This is a genomic window from Mediterranea sp. ET5 (assembly GCF_023337025.1).
Lineage (GTDB): Bacteria > Bacteroidota > Bacteroidia > Bacteroidales > Bacteroidaceae > Phocaeicola_A.
Window position 1 is genome coordinate 65,678 of sequence record NZ_JAMBLN010000014.1, and the last position, 17,810, is coordinate 83,487.

Here is a 17,810-nt window from a genome sequence, read left to right on the forward strand (position 1 = left end):
TGATTAGAGCATACGGTTAGACATGTTGGGCACGCCGGATGAGAATCTTGCCAATGAGGTTGATGATGGCAGTGATGAGGAACAGAATCAGTCCGATGGCAATCAGGGCAGAGAGCTTCAGCCCGTCGGCTTCACCAAACTGGTTGGCGATGATACTCGCCATGGTGTTTCCGGTGGTGGTGAGGCTGGTGGGAATCTGGTTCGTGTTGCCGATGAGCATCGTCACGGTCATGGTCTCGCCCAGGGCACGTCCGATGGCAAGGATGTAGGCGGAAAAGACTCCCGAACCGGCAGTGGGGAACACCACGCGGCGGATGACCTCGGCACGGGTCGCACCCATGGCGTAGGCTCCTTCCTTCAGGTCAGAGGGCACCATCTTGATGAACTCGGCACTCAGCGAGGCGGCGTAGGGTACAATCATGATGGCGAGGACGAAGGAGGCGGTCAGGATGCCGGAGCCTTGCGGCGAGATGTTCAGCTCCATGAAGAGGGGACGCAGGGTGTAGAAACCCCAGAGTCCGTAGATGATGGAGGGAATACCGGCAAGCAGGTCGGTCACCGTGCTCAGGATGGTGGCAATCTTCTTCCCGCGGAAGTATTCGCCCACGAAGAGGGCGACGGGCAGCGAGAAGGGGATGCAGAAGATGAGTGCCAGCAACGTGGTCAGCAGCGTACCCGTGATGAAGGGCAGTGCACCGTAGCTCTCGTTGCCGGGCGTGTAGTTCCAGTCGTCGGAGCAGATGAACTCCCAGAAGCCGAACTGGCGGAACGCGCTTGCGGCATCATTGGTGAGGGAATAGATGATTCCCCCACCGATGATCGGGATGACCACTGCCGACAGAATAAGGATAAACCTGAATATCTTGTCTTGCATAGTTGTGTCTGCGTTGGTTTGGTTTCGCTTGTGAACGTTGAACCAGTCCTTATTTCACAAGGGGCTGTCCGTCGTAAGTGACGGTCTTCAGGTTCTGGAGGCTCAGGTCGACAGCCTGTCGGGGCAGCGGTGCATAGTGTACGGTCGTAGTCGTCTGCTGGACACTGTCGCTGAGGACATACTCCAGGAGGTCAACCGTAGCCTGTGCCTGTGCCTTGCTGCGTCCGGAGTAGTTCTGCTCCTGGTAGATAATGAGCCAGGTGAAGCAGCTGATGGGGTAAGCTCCCGGAGCATCGGCGTCCGTGATGGAACAGCGCGTGTCCTGCGGGATGTCTCCTGCGGCAGCCGAGATGCTTTCCGTGGACGGAGTAATCATCTCGCCCTGCTTGTTTTTCACATTGGCGTAAGCCAGCTTCTGTGCGAAGGCATATTCAGAACCGATGTAGCCGATGGTGTTCGGGGTGTTGCCCACGATGCCTGCCACTCCCGGATTTCCCTTGGCAGCCTGTCCGACGGGGAAGTTGACCGACTTGGCAGCTCCGAGCGTATTCTTCCAGTTCTCGCTCACCTTGCTCAGGTAGTCGGTGAAGACGAAGGTTGTCCCACTGCCATCCGAACGGTAGACCGGCATGATGTCGGCAGCCGGAAGCTTGGCGTCGGGGTTGAGTTCCTTCAGGCGGGCATCGTCCCAGCGTGTGATTTTCCCGGCAAAGATGTCGGCAATCACGTCTCCCGCGAGGTTGAGTTTCTCCACGCCCGGCAGGTTATAAGCCAGCACGACGGCTCCCATGCAGGTCGGCACGTGCACCACGGGCTTCATCTCTTTCATTTCTTCATCGCTCAGGTAAGCATCGCTTCCACAGAAGTCCACGATGCCGTCCTTCAGGTTGCGCACACCGCCACCGCTTCCGATACCTCCGTAAGACACGTTGTCCCCACCCTTCTCATTATAGGTGTTGAAGGTCATCGTATAGAACGGCAAGGGGAAGGTTGCCCCTGCACCGGTCAGCTCCACAGCTTCGCGACCGTCTACCGAGTTTGACTTCTGTCCGCCGCAGGAGCTGATGGTCAGTGCCAGCAAGCCTGCAACTAAAGCATACATTTTCTTCATAACTGCTAGTATTTGGTTTTCAAATCGTAAATGAACAGTTCAGATAGGCGTAATAGCTCTTCTTGGCATCGTCCGCCTTGGGAGACCAGACGCGCATGTTGGGCGTCAGCTTGATATACTTGCCGAGCTTGAACTCCGCGCCCACGACGCCTGCCATACCGTCGGCAGCCTCGTTCCAGTGGTCTTTTGAGGTGAGGTAGTCCCACCGACCGAAGAGGTTGACGTGTTTGCCGACGCCGACGGTGGAGTAGACCGAACAGCCGCTCTGGTCATGGTCCTTGATGTTCCGTGCATTGGTCTGGCTGTTGTATTCGGCTGCGAGGCTGAACGCCCCGGTGGCATATCCGGCAAAGAGGTTCCAGTTGGTGATGCCCTCCAGTGTTTTATCGGACGCCTCGTTGTAGGAGGCATAGGCCCGGAGAGTCAGTCCACGGAGCGGAGTGAAGGTGAGTCCGACACCGTATTGCAATCCGTCGTTCACCTGTACCTTTTTATATCCTTCTCCGTTGACGAGGATGACGTCCGCCGAGAACCACGGCGTAAAGTCATAAGCCAGGGAGACACCCATGTCGGCACTGCTGCCGAACTTATATTCGTCCTGGAACGACTTCATGACATAGCGTTTGCCCCAAAAGGATTCCTGTGTCTTGAACTGGGTGGTCGAGATGAGTCCGCCGCTCAGCGTCAGGTTCTTGTACTTCCACGTGACGAGTGCGTTCTTGATGTAGGCAATGCGTTCGTAGTCATGCACATCGTCGGACTGTCCCACATCCATGACGGCCTTGAACTGCAAGCCGTTTTTCAACGTGTACTGATAGCCCAGGTAGCTGCGGTCGAGTGTAAATCCGCGGTCGTTGTTGTTGCTTCCGAAGCCCGTATGTACATCGCTGAAGATAGCGATGATGGCTTTCCCTTCAGCCTTCGGTTCGTTGTCGTTGGTTTGTGCTCCGGCAAGAAGAGGTGCACAACAAGCCAAAGCAGCAATCATCCGGTGTTTCTTCATCATGTTGTCCTATTGTTGTTTTGACGCTGCAAATGTAGGGAGGGGATGTTACAATGAGATGCAAAACATTTTACATCCGTATTACAATGCAATGGACAATTGACAATGGACAATGGACAATTCGGCTGATGCGCATCAGCTCGGTGACGGGATGAGCTTCTCACCGTGACGAGATGAGCTTCTCACTGGTATCTTTTCCCGAAAAGGCAGTGGGGAGATAAGCAAGGGGAACGTATGTCTACATATCGTCCATTGACAGTCCCTTGCAGGAGATGCGATAGCCCTTGAACTCGCCCGTGGCACGCTGGAATACGGCAGCCTTTTGTTCCAACAACTTCCTGTCAATGTTCGCAGCTTTACGTTTTACCTCAAAAAACGTAGCTTCATCATTCAGTTCATTCTCGGCTATGATATCAATTTCATTTTCACCTTTACGGTCCCACCAGCCGCCGATGCGTGTATAGGCTTTACGCTCAATCAGCACACGCCTGAAATAACGCTCAAGCATCAGACCGCTGAATGTCTCGTAGTCCCGGTTTATGATGGTCTTCAAGCTCTCGTAGTTCTCAATTTCCAGCATGTAGCTGTACTTGTAGATAAAGCGGAACCAGAACGTGAAGAAGTTGTCTTCTATCGTATAACGGACATTTTTACTGGTGCTTTTCTCAAACAGAGGCTGTTTCTTGGCAATCACCTCATACTCATTTTCCAGCTTCGTCAGGTAACCACCGACCTCTCTGCCTACCACATTTTCTATCTCTGAACGGGAGGTCTTGCCTCTTGCTATCGCTGACAAGATGGAAAAATAAACTCCGTAGTCCTTGCCAAACTCCTCAATCAGTATGGCCTTTCCTTCTCCCAGGAATATGGAGTCTGCCTTCACGATTTGATTCAGCATCTTTTCACGGGTCGTCGCCCGGACATCCATAAGCAGCTGTACGTACTTTGCCACACCTCCCGTAAAGGAATACAGTGCCAACAGGTCTTCTGCCGTGTAACCGGGGTTATACTCTGTCAGAATTTCCTTCAGGACGGCAGGTGTAAAGGGGCGTACTGTCATAAAACGTGTCTGCCTGCCATACAGTGGTTCCTTCTTGTCTTTGAATATCTTCGACATCATGGAATAGATGGAACCGCAAACAATCAGATTGATACGGGATTTCGGGCTGTAGAGGTCCCAAATACGTTGCATGTCACTGTACACCGACTTGTTCACGCGGAAGAACTCCTGAAATTCATCAATGAACAGCGTCAGGGGGCGTTCCATGGACAGTTTCATCAGAAATTCAAAGACATCAATGAAACGTTCCACCCGTCCCATCGTCGGAATCCCCAACTTGTTTTCAATCTCAAGCCGGTAGTCTTCGCATAAATCGCCTTCAGCCTTGCGAGCGACGAAAAAATAGAGAATAGCCTCGTCCTCATAGGCTTGCCAGATAAGGGAGGTCTTGCCGATACGGCGTCGTCCGGTCACGACCGTGAATTGTGCGTTGTCTTTTGACATCTCGCGGATTTCACGCAGCGATGCAATCTCTTCTGTTCTATCAAAAAATCTCATATCCTTCTTCCTTTTCTTTCGACTTCCGAAACAGCCATTTCCGAAACAGCCGTTTCGCTACTGCAAATGTAACGTATTTATTTCAATGGACAATGCTTCCATGCAGCATGAGATCCTCTGTAGGGACGACCTGTCTGGTCGCCCGGTCCAATCCATCGATGGTCCAATATCGCCCAAAATGCAGGATGAAAGACAGCAATGTATGAGGATGTATACTGTTGGACGTGCACGAGGATGTGATATTGGACGTATGTTGGACCGGGCGACCAGACCGGTCCAATCCATTGATAGTCCAATATCCCCCCCAAATGCCGGATGAAAACAAACGCCGCTGTCCGGAGGCTAGATGCGTCCAAACAGCGGCATTTCATGAGACCGTGTGTCACGGTCGGATAGAAGCTGATTCCCTTATTATCAGATGTACATGCCGAACGGAAATTGTCAATTGTCAATTGTCCATTGTCAATTACTTAGTACGGCTTGATGAAATCGTCGTGTGACGATGAACCGCCCTGGTTGGTGATGTATTGCTGCATCTCGGCCTCGGATACATCCTTCACACAGCGGACATCAAACTCGGTGAGCCAGATGCTGCCACCGGTCATCTTGACCAACTCCTGACGAGTCCAACGGTTCAAGTCCATCGGGCGGGCACGGAAACCGTATTGCTGTGCCCAGTAGTGGGCGCCGTAGAAGCGGTAACCCTCCTCGGTATCGGTCTTGGTCATATAATAGGCCACGTTGTTGGATGAGGTCGAGAGGGTCTCGATGCGTCCTTCCGTATTCGGGTCATTGTTGCTCGACCAATTGTTTTCCGAACCGACACCCCAACCGTTGGATGCTGCCCACCAGGTCGGATTCCAGTTCTGCGTACGCATGTCAAGCATCTGCTGCGGTGGGAAGAGACGTATCATCAACATCAGCTCGTAGGCATTCGGCATGCGCCAGCCGCGTATGATTTTATTACCCGTATAGCGGTCCACCTCGATGTAGTGGGCGCACGGATGCTCGTCGCGGCTGTCATCCAGCATAATGGACGGACGCGAAGCCTCGGCATCATACACGGACTTATAGTCGGGATTTGTAGAACGAGCCGGATAGCCGAAATCAGTAGTCATCCGGTAGACATATTGGTCTTTGCCCCAACCCAAGGAACGCTTGGTCACAGCCACCGACAGACGGGCGACACGGAAATACTTGTACGGACGTGCCCACACCGAATTCATGGTGTGCTTGGGCAACGGACCGTTTGCCACATAGTTCTGACGAATCAGGTCAGAGGGGAAACGCGAACAGTCGATGATCAAGCCGGAAGTCGACACACCACCCGCATTGTTGTCAGCAGGAACAGACGTGTCACGGGTCCAGTCATTGCTCTCGGTCAGCCAACGCTGGGCAGGACGGTAAATCTTGTTCGGGTCATACTTGCCCAAGGTGCGCACCGCACGGACGCGCAACGGAGCATCCCAGAACTCATCCTTATATTTACTCTTCCAACTGTCATAGCTACCGCCCATGGGCTGGTTGAAGCTCTGATAGCCGTAGTAGTAACGGGTCTTGATGTCCCCGAGGTCCCATGCCCAAGGCCACCACATCAGGTGGGCACGTGCCTCCGCCATCTTTTGGCGCATGGTCGCGCCATAGCGTGCCATGAACATGAACGGTTCACTCCAGCGACCGTCGTCCGACTTGGTCAGACGTGTGGAGGTGATGTAGGGATAGTCGTTGCGCAGACGGTAGGCAGGAGCCAGTGAGACTTGTGCCATCCACAGGTATTCCAACTGGGGCAGCGAAGGCAGATACCACTTCACATCCTTGTCATAAATCATACCGCTCTGGAGGTCGTACGGGTTGGAAGGCTCGTTACGGCTCAACACCGCCAGTCCTGCCCAACCACCCTGCGACTTGAACGAGCCGTTGTTGATGTGGCGCGGATAGATAATCTGCCACTGGTAGACATAGCCCGGACGGTTCTCAATGGAACCACGGGGAATGTAGACACGGGCATTCACATTGTTGCCACTGAAAGTATAGTCGAGCAAGTCTTTCCACTTATGCGACCCGTCCAGCCAACCGGGGTGGACCAGTGTAGTGAAGAGCAACCGACCGTCATAGATATTGGTCGTTCCCTGCACCGGCACGTAGTAGTTCTCGTTCCACACGTGACAGTGTGCCTGGCGAAGCTGTTTGGAACTGGCAGTGATGTTATCGGGTTTGTTCTCCATCCACTCTTCCTCTTCTACCAACTCCACGCCGAAGCCTACGTAGTCCTGGGGCAGCCTGTCGATGTTGTAGGGAGCCATGATGGAGTGTTGCTGTACGTTGATTTCCGCATCGTCCCACGAGCTGTGTCCATCGGATGAATAGGACGGACGACGGTCGGAGAAGAAAATCTTCATCATACGGTCCGGACGGTTGACAAAGAGTCGCCAGCCGTTGTTCTCCCAGTTGGTACTGTTCACGGCGAAAGCTACACCATTGCCGTTCACCTGGAAACCCGTCGCCCAAGACGGCATCTCATCGTAATAGAACTCATGGGCATGCACGGAGATAATCATATCACCTGTTTCAGAGTCGAAATGCCACTTCTCCAGGTCTTTCTTAAACTCCGGACGCGACATCAGGTCGGATGCCGTCTTGTTTTCCCACTTGGTGGTCAGGTCCTTCATCGCCAGACGGATGTAGCGTATCAGGTCCTGGGGACCCTTGCGGTAGCAGTCCTTGTACCGGTCATCCTGAGGAGGGAACATCTCATAAGCAAGCGGCTTGCCGATGGTGAAACGGGGGATGCGGGGAGGAGTTGATTCGTCCTGGCTCGCATATTGGCTGCTGTAAATATGTGTCAGCGGATGGATGAAGAAGCTCACCCAGGCTGTATCGGTCTTGGAAGGCATATAGCCGTTGCGACCACCTTGGGGCAGCGGGTCAAAGGGAGTATTCACCTCAAAGTGGTTGCGTGCATCATTCGTGGCAGTGGGATTGATGTTTTGCCACTCTGATACCCGCATCTTGCTGCGCAGGTCAAAGAAGTTGATGAGCACCGCCCGGGCGTCGAAGTGGCTGTCCAGGATGGCAGTCGAAGCCTCGGTGACGAAAGCGTCGTCATGGGAGTTGTCCTCAAACTGCTGGTTTTCGTCTTTCAGGTTGTTGACGCGCACCTCCGCCTTGATGTCCTCCAGCGAATAGATGCTGACATTGTAGGTGTAATACTTGTCACGGGAAATGCTGTACGAGTTGATTCCGTCTTCCGACTCGGCGTTGCCGCCCAAGAGTAGCCGGTAGACCACGTTGTGTGCCACACGCTCTTTCTTCATCTGGTTGCCTCCTGCCACTCCGGAGGTAACGGTCTCATAGACATCGCCGACGATTTCCACCCACACCGCCTTGTCCGGCGCATATTCGAAGGGCAGGAAGTTGCCGCTGTCATCCAGGTTGGTCAGCGGTTGTCCGTTATGGTAGTACTGTCCGTTCTGCGGGTTGAAAGTCACTGCACCCGACCCGGCTTTGGCATTCGCCTTCTTCTCCAACCGGGCACGCATGCCGTAGAGGTAACGCAGACGGTCCGCCTCATCAAACTGCTTGATGGAAGTGACGGAGGAACCGGGACCGAAGATTTTGCTGTACTTCGCATCCCACTCCGCAGCATTGATTTTCTTCTTCGCCTTAAGCTTCACCTCGGGCATGTAGAACACGATGCCGGAAACGTTGGTACTGTCGCCCGTATAGATGTCTGCCACCACAAGCGAGTCGTTGCCGGTACGGGGAGACTTCAGCCCATGCTCCTCCAGCTTGCCTTCATACTCGAACTGACGCCAGCTCATTGCAGCAGGATTGTAGAGGTCTTGGTCAAAATAGGTCGCACGATTGGCATCCGCCATCAGGTAGGAGCCCGTAGGCATGTTGTGAAAGCGCACGCCACGAGGCAGGAAGCGCAGATTGGGATTGCCGCTCTTGATGCGGATTTCCACCTTGGCATCCACGCGGGTCAGCTTGACAGGGATGGTCGCCCCTCGCACCGAAGCCGCATTGACCGTCTGTGTACCCAGACCGGACATGAGCAAGCCTTGTGCACGCTCGGTGAGTCCGTCATATTCCGTGATGCCGTCGCGGTCAGGCACGAGCGAGGCATCGTCCACGTACCCCCGGTTGTCATTTCGGTCGCCACCGATGTAGCCTTCTCCACGTCTCAGCTTTGCCAAATAGGCCACCTGCTGCTGCAGTGCAGCCAGCGTCAGGTCTGCTCCCTTGTCGTTGACAAAATCCTTGAGGCGTTCCAGCTTTCCGTTCTCACCGAACCAGTATTCGGGCGAGTTGAGCTGCATGTTGCCGATGGAGACGGCTGTCAGCTTGAATTTCTGTATATCCTCATTGGAAAAGTTATACTTCTCGGCGTGCGCCCGGAGCACGGAGAGGCTCACACGGTATTGCGCCCGCAACTGGGGATTCTTGGGGTCAGTGTAAGAAGTCATGGCCGATTCAGCCGTGAATACGCCCGGCTCCAGCTCGATGATGAGTCCGTCCTTGTCGAAGAGCATGACATACACGTTCTCCGGGATGTTCTCTTCCGCCTGCTCCAGGGCAGCACGAGTCGCCCCTACCTGCACGTGCGGATAGCGGTCGATGCTGAGGTCGATGTTGAGCACATCGTTCTCCACGGTCTGTTTCAGTTCCGAGTCATCGTCGACGCAGGCGGTCAGCCAGGTCAGCGCCATGAACGTCAAGCATAATGTCAGTATCTTTTTCATCTTGTCAGTCATTGTCTTTCACGATTGTCTAATCAATATACGTTATCTCCAGCATCCGGTACAGGGATGCCTCCTCCTAGAAGGTCGTATACACCTCCTCATAAGGTTCGTAGAGGTCCTTAATGGAGCTGTGCACCATTCCGCGTTTGTCGAAAACCATCTCACGAGACCAGCCGTTCTGCGGGTCGGGGTCGTACGTCTCCACTATGAGGTCGGCGCCGAAGCCCACCCGGATGGTCACGACGTAGGTGTGTCCCGGGCGGATGATGGAGGGCACGAAACGGATACCGCGTTCGGAGAGCCCATTCTGGTTTTGCAGTGCGCGGTTGAACTCCCCGATGGGGATGTCGTCGTAGTTGGCAGCAACCACACCCGTACCTGTGGAGTTGGGAGAAACATAGTCTACGCGGATATGCGGGAAGTAGGGCGTGTTCAGCCACTCCTTCTTATTCTGGTTCAGGTAGGTGGCATCTGTCTCTGTCAGTCCCTGCCCCTGCCGGAAGTTCGGACTGTTGAAATCATACAGATTGTTGCGCCGGTCCCTGCCGCGAACGAAGCGTTCCACCTTCGTCCCCACCGGGTCAAACGGGGGGATATAGACATCGAGCACCGTGTGCAACGCGCCATCATTAAACTCTTCATAGTTTGCAGGAACCTCCAAATCGTCCTTGTCTCTTGGAGAACCGGTATAAAGTTTTCCTCTCTGAAAACGGATGGGATGGAACTTCATGGCTACCTGATAATTCTTTCCACTGATGGTACCCTCAGTCAGTTCTGAAGCGGTTTCAAAGCCTTCAAGCCACAAAAAGTTGTATTGCGAATAACCATTGTTACCAAACAAGTCATTCTGGTCGGTCTTTCCATCGTATGCAAATCCTTGGTCTGAGTGGTCATCTCTATCCAGAAGCGGGAAGTCCATCTTCTGCCCGTCCACCCGGAAGAATTGCGGAATCTGCATCACGAGCAAGTCGTTTATATATACAAAATCCTTAATAAGCACATCCTTGTTGACCTGCACCTTCACAATCAGGCGACTCATGACACTCTGCATCGGGAAGTTGCGATACACGTAGGGACTGAAGCCCGCCGCAGCGTCGCTCGGGGCGGTGTTTGCCTTGTAAGGCTGGCGGCCGAAGAACATCAGCCGCTGTTTGGACAAAGCCCCAATGACATCCGTCCGCCACTGGTAAACCATGGCACCTCGCACATATTCAGCCGACAGATACCCCTCATTATCTCGATAGCCTAGACCACCGAACAGCGGTTTCCACGTATCCTTGGGGAAGTCATTGAACGAAGCGTAATTCATCCAGCGCAGTCCGCAGATATTCAGAAAGTCCTTGGCATAGCCATAGACGCCGTTGGTCGACAGGGTATGGTATGCTTCCGAAGGGTCATTCGGATTACCCATCTGCGAATACTTGGGTTGCCAGTCTTTCGCATTGTACTTGATGACATCCAGCGGCTTGAAGTCATACCACTGGATTCCGCCATACTGCTTGATGCCCTTCGGATTGTAGTTGCCATACTTCGCCGGGTCGGGATAGCCGCTAAACTGGTCGGAGTTATGATAGCCTAGATATACGAACGTGCCGTCCTTCTGCAGCCAGTTTGTGAACAGCTCGGCATTCTTGTCCTTCTTGATAAAGAAGAGGTCGCGGTCCTTGTCGTAGTAGGAGCCGTCTCCATTCTCGGGCAGGTCAATCCGGTTCGACGGGTCACCATCCGCATTCTTAATCCAGTTGGTCCTATTCTGCGGGTCGACATCCGTCCGGGAGATGGTCACCCGGTCAATCAGCTGCCCAGCATCGACAAAATCGGACGAAGCACGTGTCTGCGACAAGTCGATAGCCACACCGCCCAAGGGCTTCTCCCCTTCCCCCGCGCCGGGCACAGGGGTGTTGTCCGTACAGGCACTCAGGGCAGCGCCTGCACAGAGCATGATTGCATATAGATAAGTGTTCTTCTTCATTGTCTCTCGGGTTTATTGGTCAGAGTCCACATAGTCCAACTGCTTCTCCAGGATGGAGACCTCGCGCTCAAACACCTCGTTGAATTGCAGGTCAAACTGAATCTGCACCACGCGCGGCTTGTCGCCCTTGAAGATGACGCGGTAGTAGTTGAGGCGGTTGGACAGGTAATATTTGTTCTCTTCACTCATGGCATCTTTTGCCGGGTCGCCGTTCCCATACAGGAACAAGGTGTAGGCCTTCACCTGGAGGTTCTGGTCTGCGAGCTCCTTCTCCTCATCGTAGGGCACGGATACCCCCTCCGTGGGATAGGCGGAATAGATGTTCAGCTTGGGCAGGTCACCCGGTGAAGGCTCCGTCTTCTGCTGGTCGGCATTTGCATAGAAGAACGGCGGCAGGTAAAACACGTAACGGATTTTGTCATTCCGGTCGGTCGACGCATCGAACTCATCATAGTTGGGGTCGTATCCCTTGCCGAGGCGGAAGTAAGCCTTTTCCTCCTTCCAATAGATTTCCGGACGTGTGATGGTATCCGCCTTCACCAGCTCCGGATAGAGATTGGTGTTGTCGTCGATGTATTGTTTGAGGTTCTGATGCTTCAGGTTTTGCCCCCCGTTGTACCCCTGCCAAAGAGGGAGGTAGGGATACTCGCCCGTACCGTATTTCGAGGTAGAGCCAGCCGGCGTATAGTACATGGGTGCCACGAGCGGCATCACACGCGGCAGGTTGATGAGCGTACCTCCGTAGACAACCTGATACTGCGTGGTACTCTGCGTCTTGTCGCGGATGACATCGACCACCGTCTTGTTCGTGGTACGCCACAGGTTGATCAGGGTGTTGGAGTTGAACTCCTGCAGTTCGGCGATGGTAGTAAACAGGGCATCGGCATACCCCACCATCAGCAGTCCCACCTGCCGACGGCCGATGCTCTCCTCCAGCTCGTCATCGGTTCGGACGACCATCCGGCGCGGCACGTTGTAACTGGCAAAGGAAGTGATGCTCTCCGGTTTGTTCTTCAACCCGTCAAAATAGAGGTTCTTGCCATCCGTATCATAAGGCTGGTTGGCAATCAGGACCACCCGGTCGAACTTCTGACTCCAGTCAGTCACCTCACCCGGCTCCAGGTCGCTCAGGTCGATTTCCACCTGATAGGTCGATTCGCCACCCATGGTCTCGTTCCCCGGCTGGGCGAGATACCCCTCTTCCATGCCTTCGGTGAGGATGGGTGTCGCTGAAGTGAATGATTTCGTATAGTAGATGTTATCTCCCTTCAGCAGGAAGACGCGCAGATTGCCCACATAGTTCTCGTAATCGTTGGTGAGGGAATATTTATTCACCAGCTCCTGGTAGGCAGTCTCATCGTCCGAGGTACCCGGTGCATCGGTGTATTCTTCTGCAGCACGCGACGTTATCCCGTTTGCCGGTTGGTCGCCAAAGAGCTTGAGCGTGGTGCGTATCACCAGCTTGGTCTCTCCAGCCTCCAGTCCCGGGTTCCCCTTCGGCTCCCAGTCTCGGTCGGCACAGGCAGCCAGCAGTCCCAGCAGGAAAACATAGAATAAGGTATGTTTCATAGGTTACACGTTTGTTTATTCATCAGGTTAAAAGTTTTACTCCAGTCTCTTCCCCCACGTCTCCGAAAGGGAGACAGCAAGGGATTCTCCGGGATTAGTACGTCGAGGCATCTCCCAACCCCATGGGGCTGTCCACCATACGCACATTCCACCTCATCACCCGGGCACGGACACGCAGGGTCACGCGCTTGCTGTTGATGGGCGTGTTCTCGTCGATGTTGTCATAGGGCTTGTCGGTCTTGCCGTCAGTAGGCTTGGCAATGTAGAGCTGGTTGCCCCACTCGTAGTTATACTTCAGGTTGGGGACATCGCGAGTCAAGCCCACATAATCGGGCGGCGTTATCAGGTCGGCGCCTTCTGTGTGTCCTAGATCAGCCTCTGTGTCGTATCTATGATCCTCGTCTCGGAAGAGATGGCTGGGGTAATCGCTGTTGCCATGCTTGCGTCGTCTGTCGGCTGTCAGACCGGGGTTTCCGCTGTCCACGTTGTCCCAGTTGGAGGGCATGTCCGAGATACCGGTTATGTCCACGATGTAGAAGTTGTTTCGCACCACATCAGCATTGGTCACGGGTCTGCTGTAGAGGTTGAAGTCGGCATCCGCGGGATAAACGTGTACGGGGGTACGGTAGAACCCACGCCCGTTGGTATACTTGTACCAATACTCCGGCTTCATCTGCTCACGCTCGGCTTCAGTCGAAGTATTGACCGAAGACAGGCTTGCCAGCTTATAACAAAAGCGGTTGAGTGTCTTGTTGTAGTAGAAGGTATGATCCCAGCCGGCAGGACGTTTGTCCGCATTGCTCTTGTAGAGTTCGGCATCCACAAACAAGTCCGCGTTGGGGTCGAAGACACCATAGACCTTGAAGTGCGAGGTGTTGAACCAGCGCATCTCTTCGCCCCGGGTCAGGAAGTTCTCCGGCAGGTAGATGCCGTACAACTTGTTGAGCGGCGTATTGGTATCGCTGACACGCAGCACTTTGTAAACCGAGGGATAACCATCCCGGTAACCGTCCTGTCCGATGACACCGTATTCATAGATACCAATGTCATAGGCTTCGTCAATACGGCTGCGCAACCCGATGGGAATGTTCTCGTCGGCATTCGCATCCGTGGAATAAGTCCCGTTGTTCAGGAAGATGGTGTGCGGAGGGTTCTGCCCGGCACCACTGAGTGCATAGAAACGGTCCGGCTGGCGGGTCACCGTGTAGTAGTCAAAATAAAACGTGCCGACCTGTTCGCCCCGGAGGGTGAGCGGAGCCGACATCGGACCTGTCACTGCAGCTTTCGCCACGACACGTTCCAGGTCGAAGTCCACGTTGTTGTTCAGTTGCGGATTGAAGATGGGGCTTTCCGCCTGCTCCTTCGTTACACCGGGGATGATGGTCTTAGCCTGCGTGGTCTTCGCCAACATGGTGAAGTCGTGTGTGTAGCAATAGTCACCCAAGGCAAGTTGCGGCTGCATCAGGTAGCCGTTGTCCACCAGCTGGTTGACATCCGACATCAGGACAAACTTCCCCAACTCAGGATTCAGGATGACAGAGTCGAAATAATCGTGATGACTCTCCACATCAATGTCCGGAGTCTGGTCCTCCGTATCCGGGTAACGATCCCACTTCCAGGGGTGATTGGCAAACATCCCGAAGTAGTATTTCTTGGGGCGTATCTCCCACGCATGTTTTGACTTATAGTAAGGGGGCTCGTAGATGAGCAAGCTTTCCTCCGGCGTCTTCTCGTCAGTGAAAAAGCCTTTGTCTACTACCTGGTCCGCATCCGGGTCTTTGATGGCGAGATGCAAGAACGCCACCCGTCCCTCCTTGGTGTACTCGTCGTTGAGTCCTTCAGTGGTGGTGGTCTCCTCCTCCGTCTCTCCGGCACGGGTACCTCCAAAAGGCAGATCGCCCACATAAACGCTGAGGTTCATATAGGAGCTTCCACCGAGTCCTGCCTTTCCGTCAGGGTCGGCAGGCACGAGACGCTCATCCGAGCATGCCACCAGCGAACCGGCAGCCAGTGTGGTCAGCAGTATGTTCGTTATTCTTCGCATAGAGAATTCGTATTTTAGTTGACGTGGGCTTTATCAATACTCGCCGAGGTTCACGGGGCGGTAGATGACTTGCCAGTCGAGGATGCGTACGGTGACGCGCATATAAGTTTCTTGCGGTTCCACATCGACATGGATGGGGATGTCCGCCAGACAGTTCAGATTCCACTTTATACCTCCGTTCGCCTTGCTGATGTCGTCGAGCAGGGCGGCAAGGCTCTTGTCGAGATAGGTTGTCTCGGGAGAAGCCAGGGTGAGGCGTACACCCTCATAGCTGTTTCCCATGCGGAGGACGGCAACGCGCAGGGCATCATCCGCACCGCGGGCAGTGGTGGTGGAGGTGTACCGGGTAGGACGTTCGATGTTGCCCTGCCTGAAGTTCACCTGTGGGTTTTCGTCCTTATAGGTAAGGGTCAGCTGTTCGCCCGCTTTCGCACCGGAGAAACCGACGCTGAAGGTCTGGACGTAAGGACGCAAATTCACAGTCGCATTCATCAGGGTAAAATGTTCGTCCTGGTTTACGGGGACGCTGAGTTCCGTCACGCCGTAGAACAGTTGGGGCAGCTTTCCGTTGTTGGCAGCCACCTTCTGCAGGTCCATCTTCCAGGGCACGGCATCGGTCACGGTGTTGTAGTCGTTGGGCGTCTCGGCAGCCCAGACGGTGATGACGTAGTCGCCGGCAGGAAGCATGGGGAAAATGGGTTTGTAATTGCTTAGTGCCGTCGCGTTCTTCTCGGACCGGACATCCACGAGCTTTCCCGTCTTGCGGTCGAAGACAGCCACCTGCACCTCATGCAGTGCGCTCAGGTCATACTTGTAGTAGTCCCCTTCCCCACCGGCAGTGGCACATTCATCGTCGGCGATGGCGGTAAGCTCCACCTGCAGGTCGGGCTGGCAGACGTCCTGATGGTCATAGATACAGGACCCGGCAAGCGGTGCGAGGAGAATCAGTGCGAGGTATGTAAGCAATTTCTTTTTCATAATCTTCTCAAAAGTACTGTTTCTAGTTGGGGGGATACCCCGTCAAGGGGGATATCAAACATTCTATCAGGCAGGCAGTGCGCCTGCCCGATAGAATGTGCTCCGGGCGTGAGTCAGGCAGGAATGTGCCTGACATTCCGCGCCGGATGATTTAGGTTATTGGATATGGGATTAATATTCACCGAGGTTTACCTTACGCTTGGAAACTTTCCAGTTCAGGACGGTAGCCTTCACGCGCATATAGGTTGCAGAACCTTGACCCGGGTTATCGTCTACGTTCGGTTTGTCATCACCCGGAGTCTCAGGCAAGTTCGGGTCGTTGGGGTCAGAGGGATCCCATGCGAACGGAATACCGGTGAAGCCGTTGATTTCAAGTACGTAGATGCTGTTACGCCATGTTTCAGCATTTGTCGGGTTCTTTTGATCATCCAGAGCTTTCACATTCCACAAAGCCTGGTAACCACCACGACCGTTAGCATAAGTCACAGCTGTCGTATTATCGTCAGCGATAGCAGACTGCTTGTTAGCATAGAACTTACCGGTCTGTTGACCCAATACATAAGTTTTACCCACTTCATAGCTGGTGTTCTTTTTCAACTCAGCAGCCTTCTTCAAGTAAACAGTTGTTTTATTAGTCGCGTCGGACTTATACTCAACAGCTTCGTAAGCATCCTTACCCAAAGTCTGTTCTACCGTTGCATCATCAAGTGCCTCATAAGCTTCCTTCGTGATGAAATCAGCATCGTCATATGAGTAAACTTCAGACGGAGTAAAGGTCACATATACCTTAGCCGTAGCGAAACGGTTGTAACCGTGGAGCATGTTGTCACCGGTATAAGAGTCGGCTGTGTTCTCGAAGAAGTACACACCAGCCTTACCCTCCAACTGAGTAGCAGCAGTGAAACCACCGGCAAGAGCGACAGCCTTTTTAGCTTGATAAGCAGCTGCAAGATCTTCATTCTTAACCTCACTTACTTGTTTAGAGTTCTTGTCAGCATACTGTGTAGCCAAGTTGGACATACGGAACAAACCTTGTGTTGCAGCATCTGCAGGACTGGCAGCATAAGTAGAACCAGCAATAGCAGATTTACCTTCACCATCGAAGAGGTAGAACTTGGTAGCACCATTCTTTCCGGAGAATGTGATTTCACCTGCATCCTTGGCAATCTTACCCAAAGTTACAGTACCGGCTTTCACCGTTTCATCGCCATCAGCAATGTTGTATACTACAACACCCTTTGACAAAACGCGTGTTACATTAAACTGGAAGTTGTTTGCAGCAGGACCTAAGTCTTTTCCATCAAACACTTCCTGCTTGGTCTTCTTGAAGATAGGATAAGACTTCTTAGCACCGGTCATGGTGAATCCATCTGCCGAAGCAAAATCGGCAATCATTGCCAGGTTATCCTTCGTGTCAATCTCAGGATTCGTAAGAGCTCGAGCATTCTCAGTTGCAGTATTACCATTCAAGATGATATTCATCGTCTTAGCAGCTGTAGACTCTTGAGTTTCCCAGATATAAGAATGGTACTCATCAGTATCTGCATTCCATTTATAGAATTTTTCATTTTCTATACTATTGATGGGCAGATTCTGATAATAAGTGCCGTCAGCAATCGTCATATCCTCTTTTCCGTCATCCATCAGGAAACGAAGCTTAGCTACCTTGCGTTCGCCACCTTCACCTACGAATTCGCCCGCTTCTGAGCTCGCCTCATCTCCGGCAGCACGAGTACCACCTTGGGCAGCCAATTCCACAGAGAGAGATACATAAGTATCACCTTTGACATCCTTACCATTGTCAACGCTGTTGACAACATCGTCAGAGCAAGACGCGAGGGCTAAGCCCACGGCTGCGCTGAAAAGAAAAAACTTGTTCAACTTCATTGTTACAGAGTTTAGATTAGTAATATAGTTAATTAAAAAAATCTCTTCCTTATTATATATAGGGACGTA

10 protein-coding genes are annotated in these 17,810 nt (G+C 53.2%); all 10 read right to left on the reverse strand.

Annotated elements, in window-relative coordinates; all coding sequences use genetic code 11:
- Positions 1 to 16: 16 nt before the first annotated feature.
- The 10 genes from pstC to M3087_RS09615 all read right to left on the reverse strand — a co-directional run bounded on the left by pstC (position 17) and on the right by M3087_RS09615 (position 17,741).
- A complete protein-coding gene (gene pstC, locus M3087_RS09570) occupies positions 17 to 874 on the reverse strand; it encodes a phosphate ABC transporter permease subunit PstC (RefSeq protein WP_022384430.1) in 858 nt (285 codons plus the stop codon).
- A 49-nt stretch (positions 875 to 923) separates the two neighbouring features.
- Positions 924 to 1,985, reverse strand: a complete 1,062-nt coding sequence (pstS, locus tag M3087_RS09575) for a phosphate ABC transporter substrate-binding protein PstS (RefSeq protein ID WP_022384431.1) — start codon at positions 1,983 to 1,985, stop codon at positions 924 to 926.
- Positions 1,986 to 2,004: 19 nt separating this feature from the next.
- Positions 2,005 to 2,991 carry a hypothetical protein gene (locus M3087_RS09580; RefSeq protein WP_249095299.1) on the reverse strand — a complete coding sequence of 329 codons (987 nt, stop codon included), beginning with the start codon at positions 2,989 to 2,991 and terminating at the stop codon, positions 2,005 to 2,007.
- A gap of 235 nt (positions 2,992 to 3,226) precedes the next feature.
- On the reverse strand, positions 3,227 to 4,546 hold the full coding sequence (locus M3087_RS09585) for an ATP-binding protein (protein ID WP_249095303.1): 1,320 nt from the start codon (positions 4,544 to 4,546) through the stop codon (positions 3,227 to 3,229).
- Positions 4,547 to 5,016: 470 nt separating this feature from the next.
- On the reverse strand, positions 5,017 to 9,291 hold the full coding sequence (locus M3087_RS09590; RefSeq protein ID WP_249095305.1) for a hypothetical protein: 4,275 nt from the start codon (positions 9,289 to 9,291) through the stop codon (positions 5,017 to 5,019).
- A 76-nt stretch (positions 9,292 to 9,367) separates the two neighbouring features.
- A complete protein-coding gene (locus M3087_RS09595) occupies positions 9,368 to 11,263 on the reverse strand; it encodes a hypothetical protein (protein WP_249095307.1) in 1,896 nt (631 codons plus the stop codon).
- A gap of 12 nt (positions 11,264 to 11,275) precedes the next feature.
- Complete coding sequence (locus M3087_RS09600) at positions 11,276 to 12,832, reverse strand: hypothetical protein (protein WP_249095309.1); 1,557 nt, start codon at positions 12,830 to 12,832, stop codon at positions 11,276 to 11,278.
- Between the two features lie 94 nt (positions 12,833 to 12,926).
- Positions 12,927 to 14,876: a hypothetical protein gene (locus tag M3087_RS09605; protein ID WP_249095310.1), complete on the reverse strand. Its 1,950-nt coding sequence runs from the start codon at positions 14,874 to 14,876 to the stop codon at positions 12,927 to 12,929.
- Positions 14,877 to 14,909: 33 nt separating this feature from the next.
- Complete coding sequence (locus M3087_RS09610) at positions 14,910 to 15,854, reverse strand: FimB/Mfa2 family fimbrial subunit (RefSeq protein ID WP_249095312.1); 945 nt, start codon at positions 15,852 to 15,854, stop codon at positions 14,910 to 14,912.
- Positions 15,855 to 16,025: 171 nt separating this feature from the next.
- Positions 16,026 to 17,741 carry an Mfa1 family fimbria major subunit gene (locus M3087_RS09615; protein WP_249095313.1) on the reverse strand — a complete coding sequence of 572 codons (1,716 nt, stop codon included), beginning with the start codon at positions 17,739 to 17,741 and terminating at the stop codon, positions 16,026 to 16,028.
- Positions 17,742 to 17,810 lie beyond the last annotated feature (69 nt).

Excerpts from the sequence above, each read along its gene's own strand:
- M3087_RS09600 (WP_249095309.1), bottom strand. The coding sequence starts at position 12,832 with ATGAAACATACCTTATTCTATGTTTTCCTGCTGGGACTGCTGGCTGCC.
- M3087_RS09615 (WP_249095313.1), bottom strand. The coding sequence starts at position 17,741 with ATGAAGTTGAACAAGTTTTTTCTTTTCAGCGCAGCCGTGGGCTTAGCC.
- M3087_RS09595 (WP_249095307.1), bottom strand. The coding sequence starts at position 11,263 with ATGAAGAAGAACACTTATCTATATGCAATCATGCTCTGTGCAGGCGCT.
- pstC (WP_022384430.1), bottom strand. The coding sequence starts at position 874 with ATGCAAGACAAGATATTCAGGTTTATCCTTATTCTGTCGGCAGTGGTC.
- pstS (WP_022384431.1), bottom strand. The coding sequence starts at position 1,985 with ATGAAGAAAATGTATGCTTTAGTTGCAGGCTTGCTGGCACTGACCATC.
- M3087_RS09605 (WP_249095310.1), bottom strand. The coding sequence starts at position 14,876 with ATGCGAAGAATAACGAACATACTGCTGACCACACTGGCTGCCGGTTCG.
- M3087_RS09610 (WP_249095312.1), bottom strand. The coding sequence starts at position 15,854 with ATGAAAAAGAAATTGCTTACATACCTCGCACTGATTCTCCTCGCACCG.
- M3087_RS09585 (WP_249095303.1), bottom strand. The coding sequence starts at position 4,546 with ATGAGATTTTTTGATAGAACAGAAGAGATTGCATCGCTGCGTGAAATC.
- M3087_RS09590 (WP_249095305.1), bottom strand. The coding sequence starts at position 9,291 with ATGAAAAAGATACTGACATTATGCTTGACGTTCATGGCGCTGACCTGG.
- M3087_RS09580 (WP_249095299.1), bottom strand. The coding sequence starts at position 2,991 with ATGATGAAGAAACACCGGATGATTGCTGCTTTGGCTTGTTGTGCACCT.